The sequence below is a fragment of the Arthrobacter rhizophilus genome (assembly GCF_026241105.1).
Lineage (GTDB): Bacteria > Actinomycetota > Actinomycetes > Actinomycetales > Micrococcaceae > Arthrobacter.
The window spans coordinates 315,262-329,697 of sequence record NZ_JAPFFT010000001.1 but is presented as its reverse complement, the minus strand read 5'-3'; the positions used below and the strand labels follow the sequence as shown (position 1 = coordinate 329,697).

Genomic DNA, 14,436 nt, shown 5'->3' with positions numbered 1-14,436 from the left:
TCCCGTTGAGCCGGATCACGGCATGGCGCGCTGCTAAAGGCGGGCCGATTGGGCTATGAGGCACGGCGGCGGAACTATAGGCTGGAGCGAACGGTCCCTTTCCGGGTCCGTGCACGGCTGCGGGCCGCATTTTTTGGGGAGGAAGACGTGTCACAGCCAGATCCGGGCGACCGGCCCGAACAGGGACCGCGGTCACCGTGGGATGCCCAGCCGCAATGGGGCGCGCCACCGCCCGGCGCCCAGCCGCAATGGGGTGCCCAGCCGCAATGGGGCGCGCCACAGTATCCGGGGCAATCATGGGGCGCCCCGGTTGATCCGCGCTGGTCCGCGAGCGGTCCGCCGCCTTATGGCCAGCCCCGCTATGTCGCTCCCCCGAAACCCGGAATCGTGCCCCTCCGGCCGCTGATGTTCGGCGAGATCATGGACGGCGCTTTCCAAACCATCCGCCGGAACGCCAAAACCATGTTCGGTTCCGCACTTATCGTCCAAGCCATCATCGGCGCCTTGAGCGGGGTTGCCGCGCTGGGGATGCTCGGGATCGCACAACCTCCCGTAGGCGGATTCACGAGCCAGTCGGAATCGATGCGGTATCTTGGCCCGATCCTTGGCGTCTTTGCCGGGGCTATGGGTATCTCATTGCTCGCCATGGGGCTCGCCGCCATCCTCCAAGGCGTCATGGCCATACCCGTCGCCAGGTCGGCGCTGAACCGCCCTACCGGGTTCAAGCAAATGTGGTCGCTGGCCCGCTCACGTATCTGGCCCCTCGTGGGCCTCGCTGTCCTCCTGCTGGCCGGATCATTGCTGTTCTTCGTGGTCCTGTTCTTGCTCGCCGCGCTCATCTTGACTGGCATGGGACCTGCCGGGCTGCTTCTGGTCCTTCCCCTGGGACTTGGCGCCGTCGTCGTATATATCTGGGTCTACACCAAGCTGATGGTGGCCCCGGCCGCCGTCACCATAGAAGGAGCCGGCGTCTTCGCCGGTCTTCGTCGCTCGTGGACCCTGACGTCGAGGAATTGGTGGCGGATCTTTGGCATCACACTGCTTGTTGGCTTCATGGTGGGAGTCATCGCGCAGGTCATCCAGATTCCCGTGAGCTTGGCGTCCGGCGGATTGACGGCCGTCTTTTCGCCTCATCCGAGCGCCGGACAAGTGACCACGACAACGGTGGTCCTGTTGGTGGTTTCCTCGGTCGTAGGGGCTCTCGTAGGTGCGGTTGGGTTCGCGTTCCAAACTTCCGTATCCGCGCTGATCTACATGGACTTGCGGATGCGACGTGACGGCCTGGATCTGGAGCTCCTGCGGCTTTTGGAGACCGGAGAAGATCCCGACGGCGTTCCCGGCCGCGGCGGGGTTCGTCAACTTAACGCGCCGCCATGGCCGCCCGTGACCGGCCAGGGTTCGCCAACAGGATGATCCCGGGATCCGCGCCTTTTTCCTTTCTTTTCGTTGCCTCCGAACCTCCCGTTGACCCGGACCGCGAGGAAGCCCAACGATGGGCGGTTGAGGAACTCTCCAAGCCGCGATACACGTCGGCCAAGCCCAGTTGGATCGATGAGATGTGGAACCAGTTCATCGAATGGCTCCGTTCCCTGAACGGCGATTCCATCAGCGGGCCGAACATCGGCATGCTCCTGATTGGAGTGTTGGCGGTAGTCCTCATCGTGGTTGCCGTGATCGTGGTCAGGCCACGGCTCAACCCCCGCCGGAAGGAATCTGCGGAGGTTTTCGACGACGCGTCCTCGGTGAATGCCGAGGCTTTCCGCGCGCGGGCATCTGCCGCAGCAGGCCGTGGAGACTGGCAGACGGCCGTTGTCGAGCAGTTCCGCGCGGTGGTTCGCTCGGCTGAGGACCGCGCAATCATTGATACCCAAGCGGGCCGGACCGCGGACGAGGCGGCTGTCCAATTAGGGCGCGCGTTCGCGACCGCCGGTTCGCGGCTTGAACACGCGGCCAGACTCTTCGACGGGGTGAAATACGGCAAGGCAGCGGCCACCTCATCCGATCACGCTGCCGTCCTGGCACTGGACACAGAATTGTCGGCGACAAAACCTGATTTCCTCGGTCAGGCAGGCAACGGTTTGGCGGTGCCGCGATGACTTCAGCTCCCGGCACGGCCAAGGAACGTGGCACCCCTGACCGAGCGCCGGGCGGAACACACGGTCAGGACAGGGCCCAGGACGGCCAGAGGCTTCGGTGGACCTCGCGGCTGCTTGGCTGGTCGAGACGCCATATCGCCTGGATCATCATCGGAGCGATCGTCGCCGTGCTTGGCATCCTCACCGTGGCCCAAAATTCCGCCAGCACGGACAAGGCACCCCTGTCTGCCCGCAATCCGGCCCCCGACGGGGCCATGGCAGCAGCCGAAGTCCTCCGACAGCACGGAGTAACGGTCACGGAATCCAATTCCTTCGCCTCCACAGCCTCGTTCCTGGCAGGGAAACCCGGCGCCACCGTCCTGCTGTACGACCGCAATGGCTATCTCGACCCTGCCCAATTGCACATGTTGCTGAAATCAGCCGGTCGCGTGGTGGTGGTGTCTCCCGGTCCCCGGACCCTGACCGGACTGGGCAGCGGGATCCGTCACGCCGGCGTGGTTCCTAGCGGCACGGCAACGTTGGACGCGGGATGTCGCCAAGCGGATCCACTCGTCGCAGGCCGTGTCTCCGGCAAGAACGGGTTCCTTTACAAGGGAGCCGACGCGATGTGCTACAGCCCAGGCACCGGCGACGGCGGGATGTACGCCGCCACCACGGACGGACGGCTGGTGGTTCTCGGCAGCGCGGCCATGATCAGCAACGATCTGCTGCAGGAAGAGGGCAACGCCGCATTGGCCTTCCGTACCCTTGGACCTGCCCCGGATCTCGTCTGGTATCTCCCCGGGCTCGGAGACGTACCCACCGCCGGCAGGCCGGCTACGCTCAATGAATTGGCGCCACCTTGGGTGGGCTTCCTGGGCCTGTGGCTGATGGTCGTCGCCCTGCTCGCCGTGCTGTGGCGCGGCCGGCGCCTCGGTCCGCTCGTGTTCGAACCGTTGCCGGTGGTGGTCAAGGCCGCAGAAACGGCCGAAGGCCGCGCCCGGTTGTACCAGGACTCGCGGGCGGTCGGCCGGGCAGCCGACAATCTACGGGCCGGCGCCCTGACCAGGCTTGCGAGGCATTTCCGGCTGGGCCCCGAAGTGGGCGCAGATGCCGTCATCGATGCGGTGGCCCGAAAGATGGACCGGCCGGCACAGGAGCTCCGGATGCTGCTGGACCACCAGCCCGGCACCGAATCCGAACTGGTCCGATGGGCACAAAACATCGAAAAACTCGAGCAGGAGGCGACAGCCCAATGAGCAATCAAGCAAACAGCTTCACCGACGGGAACTACGGCTACTCAGGAGGGCCGGCATCACAGGGACCACCGGCGCAGCAGCCGGTCCGGCACTCTGCGGACTCTGATCCCGACCGCAAAGCCCTGCTGGACGTCCGTCACGAAGTAGGCAAGGCCGTCGTCGGGCAGGATGCAACGGTGACAGGCATGCTCATCGCGTTGCTCTGCGGGGGTCACGTCCTGCTGGAAGGCGTACCCGGGGTTGCCAAGACGCTGCTCGTGCGTGCCTTGTCCACCGCGCTCAGCCTGGATACGAAACGCATCCAGTTCACGCCGGACCTCATGCCCGGCGATGTCACCGGTTCCCTCGTATACGATTCGCACACCTCGGAATTCACTTTCCGCGAAGGACCGGTCTTCACCAACATCATGCTGGCGGACGAAATCAACCGAACGCCTCCCAAGACCCAGGCCTCGCTGCTGGAGGCCATGGAGGAGCGCCAGGTATCCGTGGACGGACTTTCCCGTCCGTTGCCATCACCGTTCATTGTTGCCGCCACCCAGAACCCCGTGGAATACGAGGGCACCTATCCCCTGCCGGAAGCCCAGTTGGACCGCTTCCTCCTCAAGCTCTCCATGCCCTTGCCTGGACGCGCCGAGGAAATCGAAGTGATCCGAAGGCACTCCGAAGGTTTTGATCCGCGCAACTTACTGGCAGCCGGAGTCAGGCCGGTGGCGGGCGCCGTCGAACTCCAAAACGCCCGCGATGCCGTGGCCAGGGTGACGGTGGCCCCCGAGATCCTCGGCTACATTGTGGACGTCGTCCGGGCGACGCGCGCTGCTCCGTCGTTCCAGTTGGGGGTTTCCCCTCGTGGCGCCACTGCATTGCTGAACACCTCGCGTGCCTGGGCATGGTTATCCGGACGCAACTTCGTCACCCCCGACGACGTCAAGGCACTATCCCTGCCATGTCTGCGGCACCGCGTCGGGCTTCGCCCTGAAGCGCAGATGGATGGCGTCCGCGTGGATGATGTCCTGGGCAGCATCCTTGCTTCTGTCCCCGTTCCGCGCTGATGGTGCCGCGCCTTAAACCTGTCCGGGGGTGCTGAATGGCCATCACAGGCCGCTTTGTGCTGCTGGTATTCGCCGCGTTGGTCCCCTTGTTGCTGTTCCCTGCGTGGGGGACGGTCCTCCTCATCGCGGCCGGGCTTTTGGCCCTGATGGTGTCCGACATCCTGCTGGCCGCGTCGCCTGCCAAGGTCTCCCTGCGGCGCCAGGATCCGGGCAATGTCACCCTCCACTCGGAGGCGGAATCTGTACTGACGCTGGAGAACGGCAACCGTCGGACCTTCCGCGGGCTGGTGCGTGACGCTTGGCAACCCTCCGCCGGGACCATAGCCCCCGTCCAGCGCGTCGGGATCCCGGCTGGTGAGCGGCGGCGAATGTCAGTCCGGCTCAGGCCCACACGGCGTGGCGACCTGACAGCACCGCACGTCACGCTCCGTTCGATTGGCCCCCTCGGGCTGGCGGCGAGGCAACGAACTGTGTCTCTCCCCGGCCGCCTGCGCGTCCTGCCGCCTTTTCACTCCAAGCGGCACCTACCCTCCAAGCTGCGGAAACTGCGGGAACTCGACGGCAAGGCTGCGGTCCAGATCCGTGGAGCCAGCACCGAGTTCGATTCGCTCCGGGACTACGTACGGGGCGATGACGTGCGCTCCATCGACTGGCGGGCGACCGCGCGGCGCACCGCTGTCGTCGTCCGGACTTGGCGCCCCGAGCGGGACAGACGCGTGGTGATCATGCTCGACACCTCGCGCACGGCCGCAGCACGCATCGACGACGAGCCCCGCCTGGACACCGGGATGGAAGCCGCCCTCCTGCTCGCAGTGCTGGCAGAGCGCGGCGGAGACCGCGTGGACTTCTTCGCGTTCGATCGACGCGTCCGCGGGCGCGTCGACTCGGCAGCCAAGGGCAATCTCCTCGGCTCCTTGGTCCAGGCCATGGCGCCGCTCGAGGCCGAATTGATCGAGATGGATTGGGCGCAGATCCCGGCCCAAGTGCGGGCCATTTCCGCGCACCGTTCCCTGGTAGTGCTGCTGACCTCGCTCGACGGCGGGGCCCCCGAGGAAGGACTCATTCCCTTGGTGGCGCAATTGGTGAGGCAGCACGTCGTGTTGGTTGCATCGGTCCGTGACCCCCTGCTGGGGCGAATGAAGGAGGAACGCACGACGGCGAGCCAGGTCTTCCGTGCCTCGGCCGCCGAGCGAGCCCTCCTTGACCGTGAGGCAGTCAGCGCCCAACTGCGCCAGCTTGGTGCGGAAGTGGTCGACGCCGAGCCTCTTGAACTACCGCCACGCCTGGCCGATGCATACATTCGGCTGAAGGCTGCGGGCCGTCTGTAGCGCCGCCAGGCACTGAGCTATCAAACCAACACCCACAACCCGAGGAACCACCATGAGCACACCGATCTACGAGTTGGCGCTGGGCAGCAAGTTCCGGCAGTTGCAGCCTGAACTCCAGGACTATTTCTCGCTTGCGCCGGGGTCCGGATCATACGGAATCGGCGAGGGTGTGTTCGATGTGGTCGGCTGCCGGCAGAAATGGCTCCGTCCGCTCCTGGCCACGGTTGCCGGGGAACAGGCCTTCTTCCCCGAGTACGGCGAGCGCATTCCGTTCCGCATCGAGAACCACGCACACTTTGATCCGTTCGGACGGTCCAGCCTCACGGCGCGGCGTGAAATTTTCTTTCCCGGGCGTACCCGCTTGTTCCATGACACCACGGTCGCGGAGACCGGCAACGACCGTGGCACCCGGCTCATCGACTACCTGGGCCGCTACCGCCGGCTGGCCACGGGGCTGGATTTGGATGTCACACCGGAGGGGCGGCTTCGCGGCGTCTCGGGTGCGTCGCGTTTGTTCCTGGGTCCCCTGAGGCTGGCCTTGCCCGTTGCGCTCGATGCGAAGGCCTACGCAGAGCAGTGGTGGGATGCGGCGGAAGGCAAGCATCGGATCCAGGTGAAGGTGCTCCAGAAACACGTCGGCTTGGTCCTTGTTTACGCGGGCTCCTTTGATTACCGATTGGCGCCCTCGCTGCCCGGGACGGATGGCGCGGCAGCCTCGCGGACCGCCACCGCCGCCGTCGGGCTCCCCCGGTACGCCGAGCCGGACCGCTGGGAACGGCGGATCTAAAAGAGGCCGGGAAGCGGCTAGCCGAGGGCGAGCTGGTTCAATCCATCGGCAAGCTGGGCCAAGCGGGTCAGGACCTCTTTGGCCCCCGACGGCGAGTACTCGGCCAGCCCGTCCGACGGTGTGACACGCACGGCCCCCAAGCTCGACGCCGGTAAGCCGAGTTGGCGCCAAGGCCGCCAAACGGTGTCCACCACCTCGGCGGTGCGTGGCAAGGTTGCCCGCGGATTTTCAGTGGCCAGTGCGCCGGCCCAGAAGCGCTTGCCGTCCTCTACCGCCGTCGCAATCTGTTCCCATTGGCGCGTGGTGAGCGCCTTGAGCGGAAGGGCGACGCCGTCGGCTCCGGCGGCCAGAATCTGCTGGATGGGTGCTTCGATCTCCGGAACGGAGACTACTGTCTCGGCCACTCCAGCTGCCCGCAAAGCGTCGATCACCAACCGCCAGGCGCCGGTGACCTCTTCGCCAGGGATGGACCGAAGGGTACGGTAGCCGCTCGCGGTGGGAATAGTACCTGCCAACACAGAAGCAATGTCCGGCTCGTCGAGTTGGATCACCACGTCGGCTCCCGGCACTGCGGCTCGGACCCGCGTTATGTGCTCGGCGATGCCGGCGGCCAGGGATTCCGCGATGTCCCTGCGGGCCCCGTAGTCAAGAAGGGCACGCTCCCCGTTGTGCAGGTAAAGGCCCGCTGCGAGGCTCATGGGACCGCGCAGCTGAATCTTCAGCGCCTCCGCGGAAGTTTCTTCCGAGCCGGCAACGTCAGCCAGGACGTTGATGTCGGTAGCAAGCGCGGACCTTGCACGCCGCAGGTCTTTCCCCGGGCGGTCAACCAGGCGCCAGCCGTGGGGCTGCACGTCGATGGCCAGCTCAACCAGCAGTGAAGCAGTCCGGCCAAGGGGATCGGATCCAACGCCACGGTCCGGAAGCTCAGCCAGGAACGGCAGGTGCGGACTGCCCAGTTCGCCACGGATAATCCGTGCGGCCTCCGCGGGATCGGTCCCGGGCCAAGGACCCAGGGCCGTTGCCGTGACCTGGTTCTGCGCGGTTTCTGCGGGCATGTGTTCAGGCCTGCGCGATGGATGCCTGGTGGTCTTCGGCGATTGCCTCGTGGTGCCGGATGACCTCGCTGATGATGAAATTCAGGAACTTCTCGGCGAAGGCAGGATCCAGGTGCGCTTCCTCGGCGAGTCTGCGCAACCGTGCGATCTGGGCGGATTCGCGGCCCGGGTCCCCTGCCGGGAGCTTGTGCGTCGCCTTGAGGACACCAACCTTCTGGGTGGCCTTGAAGCGTTCCGCGAGGAGGAAGACGAGGGTGGCATCAATGTTGTCGATGCTGGACCGGATGGAGAGCAGCTCGTCCATGACGGACTTGTCCACACGGCCGGCAAGGGAGCTGGCCGCGGGATCGAAGGAATCGGCGTCGGGAAGGGCATGGTTCTGCTCAGTCATTCCTCCAGTCTATGGTGTGCTGGCCGCGCCTTGAGGGGCAGAATAGGCATGTCCGCGCCGATGAAAAGGAGAGCACGCATGAAAATCGCAGTTCTTGGCACCGGAAGGGTGGGGCACGCATTGGCCAGCAAACTGGTGGCGGTTGGCCATGAGGTCATGATGGGTTCCCGGGAGGCGGGCAATCCCAAAGGAACGGAATGGGCGGCGCAGGCGGGTTCGGCAGCTAGCTCGGGTTCCTTCGCCCAGGCGGCGGCCATGGCCGAGATCGTGGTCAACGCAACGCCCGGCACGGTCTCGCTCGCGGCGTTGAGTGAGGCCGGGGCTGCGAACCTGGCAGGCAAGGTCCTGGTTGATGTGTCCAATCCCCTGGACTTTTCCGCCGGGTTCCCGCCGACGCTTTCGGTCTGCAATACCGACAGCATCGCCGAAACCATCCAGCGTTCCTTCCGCGAGGCCCGCGTTGTCAAGGCCCTCAACACCTTGGAGGCTCCGCTGATGGTTGATCCGCTCAGGCTCGCCGACGGCGCCCACGACGTCTTCGTGGCGGGGAACGACGACGACGCGAAAGCCACCGTCGTCGCGCTCCTGCGGGAGTTCGGCTGGCTCCCCGAACACATCCACGACCTTGGCGGGCTCGACGTCGCCCGCGGCCTGGAAATGTGGATGCCGCTGTGGCTCCGGATCTTCATGCGTCAGCCGAAGGACAAGCTCTTCAACATCAGCATCGTCTCCGAATAGGCAGCACGGGAAAGACCGGCACAGACGAAAGACCCGCCTTTCACGAGAAAGGCGGGTCTTTCCGTCAGGGACGAGGCTAGCTTTCGAGTAGCTCGGTGCCCAGCAGCTCGCGGTTGTCTTCCCGGCGTCGGGCCTGCTCATCAGGGTCCGGCACCGGCAGCGAGGCGATGAGCCTGCGGGTGTAGTCATGCTGCGGATTTCCCATGATCTGGCTACCGATTCCCTGCTCCACCAGCTTGCCCTTGAACAACACGCCCACCCAATGGGAGAGCATGTCCACCACTGCGAGGTCGTGGCTGATGAACAGCGCGGCGAAACCGAACTCTTCCTGGATGTCCTTGAACAGTTCCAGGACCTTTGCCTGTACGGAAACGTCGAGGGCCGAGGTTGGCTCGTCGGCGATCAAAAGGCGTGGATTGAGGGCGAGGGAACGCGCCAGCGAAGCACGCTGGCGCTGCCCGCCGGAGAGCTCGTGCGGGAAGCGTTCAGCGTACGACGCCGGCAGCTGCACCGATTCAAGCAACTGCGCCACACGCAGGCGTGCTTGAGCCGGGCTCGGATGGGTGTGGATGAGTAGCGGTTCCGCTACGCACTCGCCGATGGTCAGCTGGGGGTTGAACGAGGCTGCCGGGTCCTGGAAGACGAAGCCGATGTCCTTGCGAAGCGGCTTGAACGTGTGTTCCTTGAAGTCCAGCATTTCGTAACCGAGGACCTTGAGGCTGCCACCGGTGATCCGGTTGAGGCCGGCTATGGCCCGTCCGATAGTGGACTTGCCCGAACCGGACTCGCCTACCAGGCCAAAGACCTCGTTCTCGGAGACCGTAAAGCTGACGTTGTCCACGGCCTTGAACCCGGGTTTTCCGAGGCGGCCCGGATACTCGATGGTGAGGTTCTTGGCTTCAACGAGGGCTTTCCCGCCTTGGTGCAGCCTTTGGGTGGCCCCTTCGGATGCTGAGTTGCGGCCGAGGTGCGGCACGGCGGCCAGCAGCTTCTTGGTGTAGTCCTGCTTGGGCTCCGCAAAGAGAACCTTGGCCGTGGCTTCTTCGACGACATCGCCCTGATACATGACCACCACGCGGTCAGCAAGGTCTGCCACCACACCCATATTGTGCGTAATGAGGACGATCGAGGTGCCGTATTTGTCCCGTAGGTCCCGGAGCAGCTGCAGGATCTCGGCCTGGACAGTGACGTCAAGTGCCGTTGTCGGCTCGTCCGCCACGATCAACCCCGGGTTCAAGGCGAGCGCAGCCGCGATGACTACGCGTTGCTTCTGGCCTCCGGAAAGCTGGTGGGGATAGTAGTTGACACGGGTTTCGGGATCGGGGATGCCCACCTTCCGCAGTGCCTCCGTGGCCCGCTTCTTGGCTTCCCTGGCCGAGATCCGGTGTCCGTCGGAGGCATGGGCCCGGATGCCTTCGGCGATCTGCCAGCCAACCGTGAACACGGGGTTCAGCGCAGTGGAAGGTTCCTGGAAGACCATGGCCACGTCCCGGCCACGGATCTTGCGGAGCTTGGACGCGCTGACGCTGATCACGTTGTTGCCATTGATCAGCACGGCTCCCGAGCTGATGGCTGTCTCGGGGAGAAGACCGAGAATGGTCTTCGCGGTGACAGTCTTGCCGGAGCCGGACTCCCCTACGATCGCCAGCACTTCCCCGGCCTTGACCTCGAGGCTGACGTCCTTGACGGCGTAGACGTCGCCGCTGTCCGTGGCAAAGGTGACTTTGAGCCGTTCAATGTCCAGGACTGGCCGCCCCGGTTCCTGCGGCTGGTCCGAGATGTTGCCGATGTTGGTGGTCATGCCTTACCTGCTTCTGATTCAGGAGCCGAAAGGGCTCCTGTGTTCTTGCCGTCGGTTCCTGCCGTCACTTTGGAGCGGGAGGCCTTGCCTCCGGCACGCTTGCGTCCGCGTAGGCGGGGATCGTTGAGGTCGTTGATGCTCTCGCCGACCAAGGTCAAACCGAGCACTGTGAGGACGATCGCGATACCGGGGAAGACGCCGGTCCACCAGATGCCGGAGGACGCATCGGCCATGGCCTTGTCGAGGTCGAAGCCCCATTCGGCCGCAGAGGACGGTTCGATGCCGAATCCCAGGAATCCGAGGCCGGCCAAGGTCAGGATTGCTTCGGAGGCGTTCAGCGTGAACATCAGCGGAAGTGTCCTGGTGGCGTTCTTGAAGATGTGGCGGGTGATGATCCGCAGGCTGGAAGCACCCAGCACCATGGCTGATTCGACGAACGGCTCGGCCTTGAGCCTGATGGTTTCGGCGCGGATCACGCGGAAGTATTGCGGAACGAACACCACGGTGATTGCGAACGAGCACGACAAGATGCCGCCCCAGAAGCTCGATTGTCCCCTGCTGACGACGATCGAGATGACGATCGCCAGCAGCAGCGTCGGGAAAGCATAGATGGCATCGGCGATGACCACGAGGACCCGGTCCAGCCAGCCGCCAAAGTAACCACTGAGCAGGCCCAGCGCCACTCCGAGGAAGATGGACATCGCCACGGCGACGACGATCACGGTCACGGCGGTCTGCGAACCCCAGAGGACCCGCGAAAGGACGTCATAGCCGCCGACTGTCGTACCGAGCAGGTGCTTGCTGTTGGGGGCCTGCTGGGTGGGGAACGAGCCGGAAGCATCACTCAGTTGGGCGTAGCCGTAAGGCGCTATGAACGGGGCCAGCACCGTGCAGAGCAGGAAGAACCCGGTCAGTACGAGCCCGGTGATGAGCATGCCACGCTGCAGGCCAACGCTCTTGTTGAGGTGGGAAATGACCGGGAGTCCGGACAGGAAGGACTTCTTCCGTCCGGGAATTGTTGCAGTGCTCATCTCAGTACCTCACTCGCGGGTCGATCAGCGCGGCGATGATGTCCACGACGAAGTTGGTGATGGCCACGATAACGGCCAACAGCACCACAATGCCTTGGACTGCTACGAAGTCCCTGGCGTTCAGGTACTGGACCAACTGGTAGCCGAGCCCCTTCCATTCGAAGGTGGTCTCGGTCAGGACAGCACCGCCCAACATGAGGGCGATCTGCAGGCCCATGACGGTGATGATGGGGATCAGCGCCGGCTTGTAGGCATGCTTGGTGACGAGCCGGAACTCGCTGACGCCGCGTGAACGCCCGGCCTCAACGTAGTCCTTGCCCAGCGTGCCGATGACATTTGTGCGGACGAGGCGCAGGAAGACGCCTGCGGTCAGGAGGCCCAAGGCAATGGCTGGAAGCACTGCGTGCGAGACGATGTCGCCCAGCGCGTTAAAGTTCCCGCTGCGCAATGCGTCTAGCCAGTAGATGCCGGTCGGAGCCGCGAGTTGACCCATGGTCAGCTCGGTGCGGGTGGAGACACGCCCGGCCACTGGCAGCCAGCCGAGCCACACGGAGAACGTCAGTTTCAGCAATAGCCCCGAGAAGAAGACCGGGGTGGCATAGCAAAGGATTGCAAAGCAACGGAGGAAGGCGTCTGCGGCCTTGTCGCGACGCTGAGCGGCGATCAGGCCCAACGGGATACCGACAGCGAGTGCCACGATCAGCGCGTTGATAGACAGCTCAAGGGTGGCTGCGCCGAACGTCGACAGCATTTCGACGACGGGCCGCCGGTCCGTGATGGTGGTGCCGAAGTTGCCGGTGACCAATTGGCCCAGGTATTCGAAGTACTGGATGATGATCGGCCGGTCGTAACCGGCGTCGTGGATTCGCTGTGCCAGGACGTCAGGAGGAAGCCGACCACCCTGCGCTGCAGTGATGGGGTCACCGATGACCCGCATGAGGAAGAAAACCAGCGTTACAAGGATGAAGATCGTGGGAATGATCAGGAAAAACCTGACCACGATGTACCTGCCCAGACCTCCGCCCGCTGATTTGCTCTTGGGAGCGACCGCGTCCGGTTCGACGTCGGGCACCTCTATAAGTGTTGTCATTGCTACCTAAAGTTCATTGCCCGCGGATCGCGCGGGGTTTTGCTCATATGTGAGGCAATCAGCAGTAAGGGGAGGCAAAGCGCCTGTTGGCACCCGCCTCCCCCGACCGGCTGCTTACTTTGAAACGGTTCCCAATCGGAACTTGAAGGATGCGTCAAGCGTCTTGTCGACGCCGTTCACGCCCTTCGCCGAAATGGCAACTTGTGCGCCCTGGAGCAGCGGCAAAGTGGAAATGTCCTTCGCCAATGCGTTCTGGGCGTCCTTGATGGCCGACTCGCGGGCCGACTTGTCAGTGGTGGTCAGCTGCTTGTTGATCAGATCCGTCACTGCCGGGTTGTCGTAGTGGTTCTTCAGGAAGCCGCCCTTCGGGAAGAAGGGGGTGAGGTAGTTGTCGGCGTCGCTGAAGTCCGGGAACCAACCGAACTGGAACAGCGGGTATTCGTCGGCGCGGCTGGCCTTGCTGTAGGTCACCCATTCGGTGGACTGCAGGTTGACCTTGAAGAGACCCGACTTCTCAAGCTGGTCCTTGATCATGGCGTACTCGTCGCCTGAGGACTTGCCGTAGTGGTCCGGGTTGTACTGCAGGTTCAGGGTGACAACATCCTTGACGCCGGCGTCGGAGAGGACCTTCTTGGCCTTGTCCAGGCTCGGCTTTCCGTTGTCGCCGTATGCGTCCTTGAAGGACTCGTTGGCGCCCAGGAAACCGCTGGGAACATTGGAGTACAGCGGCAGGTATGTGCCCTTGTAGACCTGGTCGGCGATTGCCTGGCGGTCAACCAGGTTGGCGATCGACTGGCGTACGGCGAGTGCCTTGGCCGGGTCCGCCCCCGCTGCCTTGGCGCCAAAAGGCATGGTGTTGAAGTTGAACGTGATGTAGCGGATTTCGCCGCCCGGTCCAACGTTTACCTTGACCTTGGAGTCCTTCTTGAGGTCATCGACATCGGTGGCGCTGAGGCTTCGGTTAGCAACGTCGATGTTGCCCTGCTGGATGTCCAACTTCATGTTGGTCGGCTCGGCGTAGTACTTGATGGTCGCCGCGTCATTGGCCGGCTTGCCCAGAACACCTTTGTAGTCCGGGTAGGCCTTGAGGCTGATGAGCTCGTTCTTCTTGTAGCTGTCGATCGTGTACTGGCCGTAGAACGCCTTGGCCTTGATGATGTCGTCATCGGAAAGCAGCTTGTCCGCCGGGAAGACCTGGTGGTCCACAATCGGCGCGGCCGGGCTGCTGAGGATCTGTGCAAACGTCTGGTCGTTGGCGAGCTTCAGTTTGAAAACCGCGGTGTTGGCGTCGGGGGTGGAGACACTATCCAGGTTTTCGAGGAGGGACGCCGGTCCGGCGGGGTCGTTGATCTTGACCTGGCGGTCGAACGAAAACTTAACGTCGGTGGAGTCCAGCGTGTGACCGTTGGCCCACTTGAGTCCGGACTTCAGCTTGACCGTGAACTCGGTGGGCGACGTGAACGACGCCGATTCCGCCAGATCCGGCACGGGCTCGGCGCTTCCGGGCTTCGAGTTGAGGAGGAAGGAATAGACCTGGTTCATCACCATGAAGGAACCGTTGTCGTAAGAACCAGCGGGATCGAGCGCGGTCACTTTATCGGTGGTGCCGTAGGCGATCGGGCCGCTGGCAGCTGAAGAAGCCGAACCGCCGCCGCCGGACGGGCCCGTGCAGGCCGTCAAAGCGAATGCGGAGATGCCCGCGAACGCGATAACGCTGCGCAGGGCTTTTTTGTTCATTGCCATCAGTGAACTTTCTGTTCGATGGATACGGCGTACCGCCGTCGGTAATTTCCTCGGAGCACATACTCCTGATTTCACGATTCAATCAG

13 protein-coding genes are annotated in these 14,436 nt (G+C 63.9%); 7 read left to right on the top strand and 6 right to left on the bottom strand.

The features are described 5' to 3' along the window. Positions 1–147 precede the first annotated feature (147 nt). Genes OOZ51_RS01490 through OOZ51_RS01465 form a run of 6 tightly spaced genes read left to right on the top strand, consistent with a single transcriptional unit; the run spans position 148 to position 6,501 of the window. The gene (locus OOZ51_RS01490; protein WP_265977115.1) at positions 148–1,413 is read left to right on the top strand and encodes a DUF7847 domain-containing protein; all 1,266 of its coding nucleotides are present in this window, start codon (positions 148–150) and stop codon (positions 1,411–1,413) included. Further along, positions 1,374–2,096: a DUF4129 domain-containing protein gene (locus OOZ51_RS01485; RefSeq protein ID WP_265977114.1), complete on the top strand. Its 723-nt coding sequence runs from the start codon at positions 1,374–1,376 to the stop codon at positions 2,094–2,096. Before OOZ51_RS01490 ends, OOZ51_RS01485 begins: the two co-directional genes overlap by 40 nt. Then, on the top strand, positions 2,093–3,334 hold the full coding sequence (locus OOZ51_RS01480) for a DUF4350 domain-containing protein (RefSeq protein ID WP_265977113.1): 1,242 nt from the start codon (positions 2,093–2,095) through the stop codon (positions 3,332–3,334). The genes OOZ51_RS01485 and OOZ51_RS01480 overlap by 4 nt, the downstream gene beginning before the upstream one ends. Then, entirely contained in the window at positions 3,331–4,386 is a 1,056-nt protein-coding gene (locus OOZ51_RS01475; RefSeq protein WP_265977112.1) for an AAA family ATPase, read from the top strand. The genes OOZ51_RS01480 and OOZ51_RS01475 overlap by 4 nt, the downstream gene beginning before the upstream one ends. Before the next feature lie 35 nt (positions 4,387–4,421). Further along, a complete protein-coding gene (locus OOZ51_RS01470; RefSeq protein ID WP_265977111.1) occupies positions 4,422–5,714 on the top strand; it encodes a DUF58 domain-containing protein in 1,293 nt (430 codons plus the stop codon). A 52-nt stretch (positions 5,715–5,766) separates the two neighbouring features. Next, complete coding sequence (locus tag OOZ51_RS01465) at positions 5,767–6,501, top strand: DUF4166 domain-containing protein (protein ID WP_265977110.1); 735 nt, start codon at positions 5,767–5,769, stop codon at positions 6,499–6,501. Positions 6,502–6,518: 17 nt separating this feature from the next. Here the strand turns inward: OOZ51_RS01465 and OOZ51_RS01460 are convergent, their stop codons facing one another. Together OOZ51_RS01460 and OOZ51_RS01455 are read right to left on the bottom strand one after the other, a co-directional pair. Further along, positions 6,519–7,556: a uroporphyrinogen decarboxylase/cobalamine-independent methonine synthase family protein gene (locus tag OOZ51_RS01460; protein WP_265977109.1), complete on the bottom strand. Its 1,038-nt coding sequence runs from the start codon at positions 7,554–7,556 to the stop codon at positions 6,519–6,521. Positions 7,557–7,560: 4 nt separating this feature from the next. Beyond that, positions 7,561–7,947 (bottom strand): chorismate mutase, encoded by a 387-nt coding sequence (locus OOZ51_RS01455; protein WP_265977108.1) that lies wholly within the window; start codon positions 7,945–7,947, stop codon positions 7,561–7,563. Between the two features lie 78 nt (positions 7,948–8,025). Between OOZ51_RS01455 and OOZ51_RS01450 the strand changes: the two genes are divergently transcribed. Further along, complete coding sequence (locus OOZ51_RS01450; RefSeq protein ID WP_323054646.1) at positions 8,026–8,685, top strand: NADPH-dependent F420 reductase; 660 nt, start codon at positions 8,026–8,028, stop codon at positions 8,683–8,685. 76 nt (positions 8,686–8,761) lie between these two features. On the opposite strand, the gene OOZ51_RS01445 is transcribed toward OOZ51_RS01450, so the two are convergent. From OOZ51_RS01445 to OOZ51_RS01430, 4 genes are all read right to left on the bottom strand, one after another. Beyond that, complete coding sequence (locus OOZ51_RS01445; protein WP_265977106.1) at positions 8,762–10,486, bottom strand: ABC transporter ATP-binding protein; 1,725 nt, start codon at positions 10,484–10,486, stop codon at positions 8,762–8,764. Next, positions 10,483–11,517: an ABC transporter permease gene (locus OOZ51_RS01440; protein ID WP_265977105.1), complete on the bottom strand. Its 1,035-nt coding sequence runs from the start codon at positions 11,515–11,517 to the stop codon at positions 10,483–10,485. Before OOZ51_RS01440 ends, OOZ51_RS01445 begins: the two co-directional genes overlap by 4 nt. A gap of 1 nt (position 11,518) precedes the next feature. Further along, positions 11,519–12,607 (bottom strand): ABC transporter permease, encoded by a 1,089-nt coding sequence (locus tag OOZ51_RS01435; protein WP_265977104.1) that lies wholly within the window; start codon positions 12,605–12,607, stop codon positions 11,519–11,521. Between the two features lie 114 nt (positions 12,608–12,721). After that, on the bottom strand, positions 12,722–14,350 hold the full coding sequence (locus tag OOZ51_RS01430; protein ID WP_265977103.1) for an ABC transporter substrate-binding protein: 1,629 nt from the start codon (positions 14,348–14,350) through the stop codon (positions 12,722–12,724). Between the last annotated feature and the right edge of the window lie 86 nt (positions 14,351–14,436).

What these genes read in the sequence shown, in the direction of transcription:
- OOZ51_RS01485 (WP_265977114.1), top strand. Translation starts at nt 1,374, where the DNA reads ATGGCCGCCCGTGACCGGCCAGGGTTCGCCAACAGGATGATCCCGGGA.
- OOZ51_RS01480 (WP_265977113.1), top strand. Translation starts at nt 2,093, where the DNA reads ATGACTTCAGCTCCCGGCACGGCCAAGGAACGTGGCACCCCTGACCGA.
- OOZ51_RS01475 (WP_265977112.1), top strand. Translation starts at nt 3,331, where the DNA reads ATGAGCAATCAAGCAAACAGCTTCACCGACGGGAACTACGGCTACTCA.
- OOZ51_RS01470 (WP_265977111.1), top strand. Translation starts at nt 4,422, where the DNA reads ATGGCCATCACAGGCCGCTTTGTGCTGCTGGTATTCGCCGCGTTGGTC.
- OOZ51_RS01465 (WP_265977110.1), top strand. Translation starts at nt 5,767, where the DNA reads ATGAGCACACCGATCTACGAGTTGGCGCTGGGCAGCAAGTTCCGGCAG.
- OOZ51_RS01460 (WP_265977109.1), bottom strand. Translation starts at nt 7,556, where the DNA reads ATGCCCGCAGAAACCGCGCAGAACCAGGTCACGGCAACGGCCCTGGGT.
- OOZ51_RS01455 (WP_265977108.1), bottom strand. Translation starts at nt 7,947, where the DNA reads ATGACTGAGCAGAACCATGCCCTTCCCGACGCCGATTCCTTCGATCCC.
- OOZ51_RS01450 (WP_323054646.1), top strand. Translation starts at nt 8,026, where the DNA reads ATGAAAATCGCAGTTCTTGGCACCGGAAGGGTGGGGCACGCATTGGCC.
- OOZ51_RS01445 (WP_265977106.1), bottom strand. Translation starts at nt 10,486, where the DNA reads ATGACCACCAACATCGGCAACATCTCGGACCAGCCGCAGGAACCGGGG.
- OOZ51_RS01440 (WP_265977105.1), bottom strand. Translation starts at nt 11,517, where the DNA reads ATGAGCACTGCAACAATTCCCGGACGGAAGAAGTCCTTCCTGTCCGGA.
- OOZ51_RS01435 (WP_265977104.1), bottom strand. Translation starts at nt 12,607, where the DNA reads ATGACAACACTTATAGAGGTGCCCGACGTCGAACCGGACGCGGTCGCT.
- OOZ51_RS01430 (WP_265977103.1), bottom strand. Translation starts at nt 14,350, where the DNA reads ATGGCAATGAACAAAAAAGCCCTGCGCAGCGTTATCGCGTTCGCGGGC.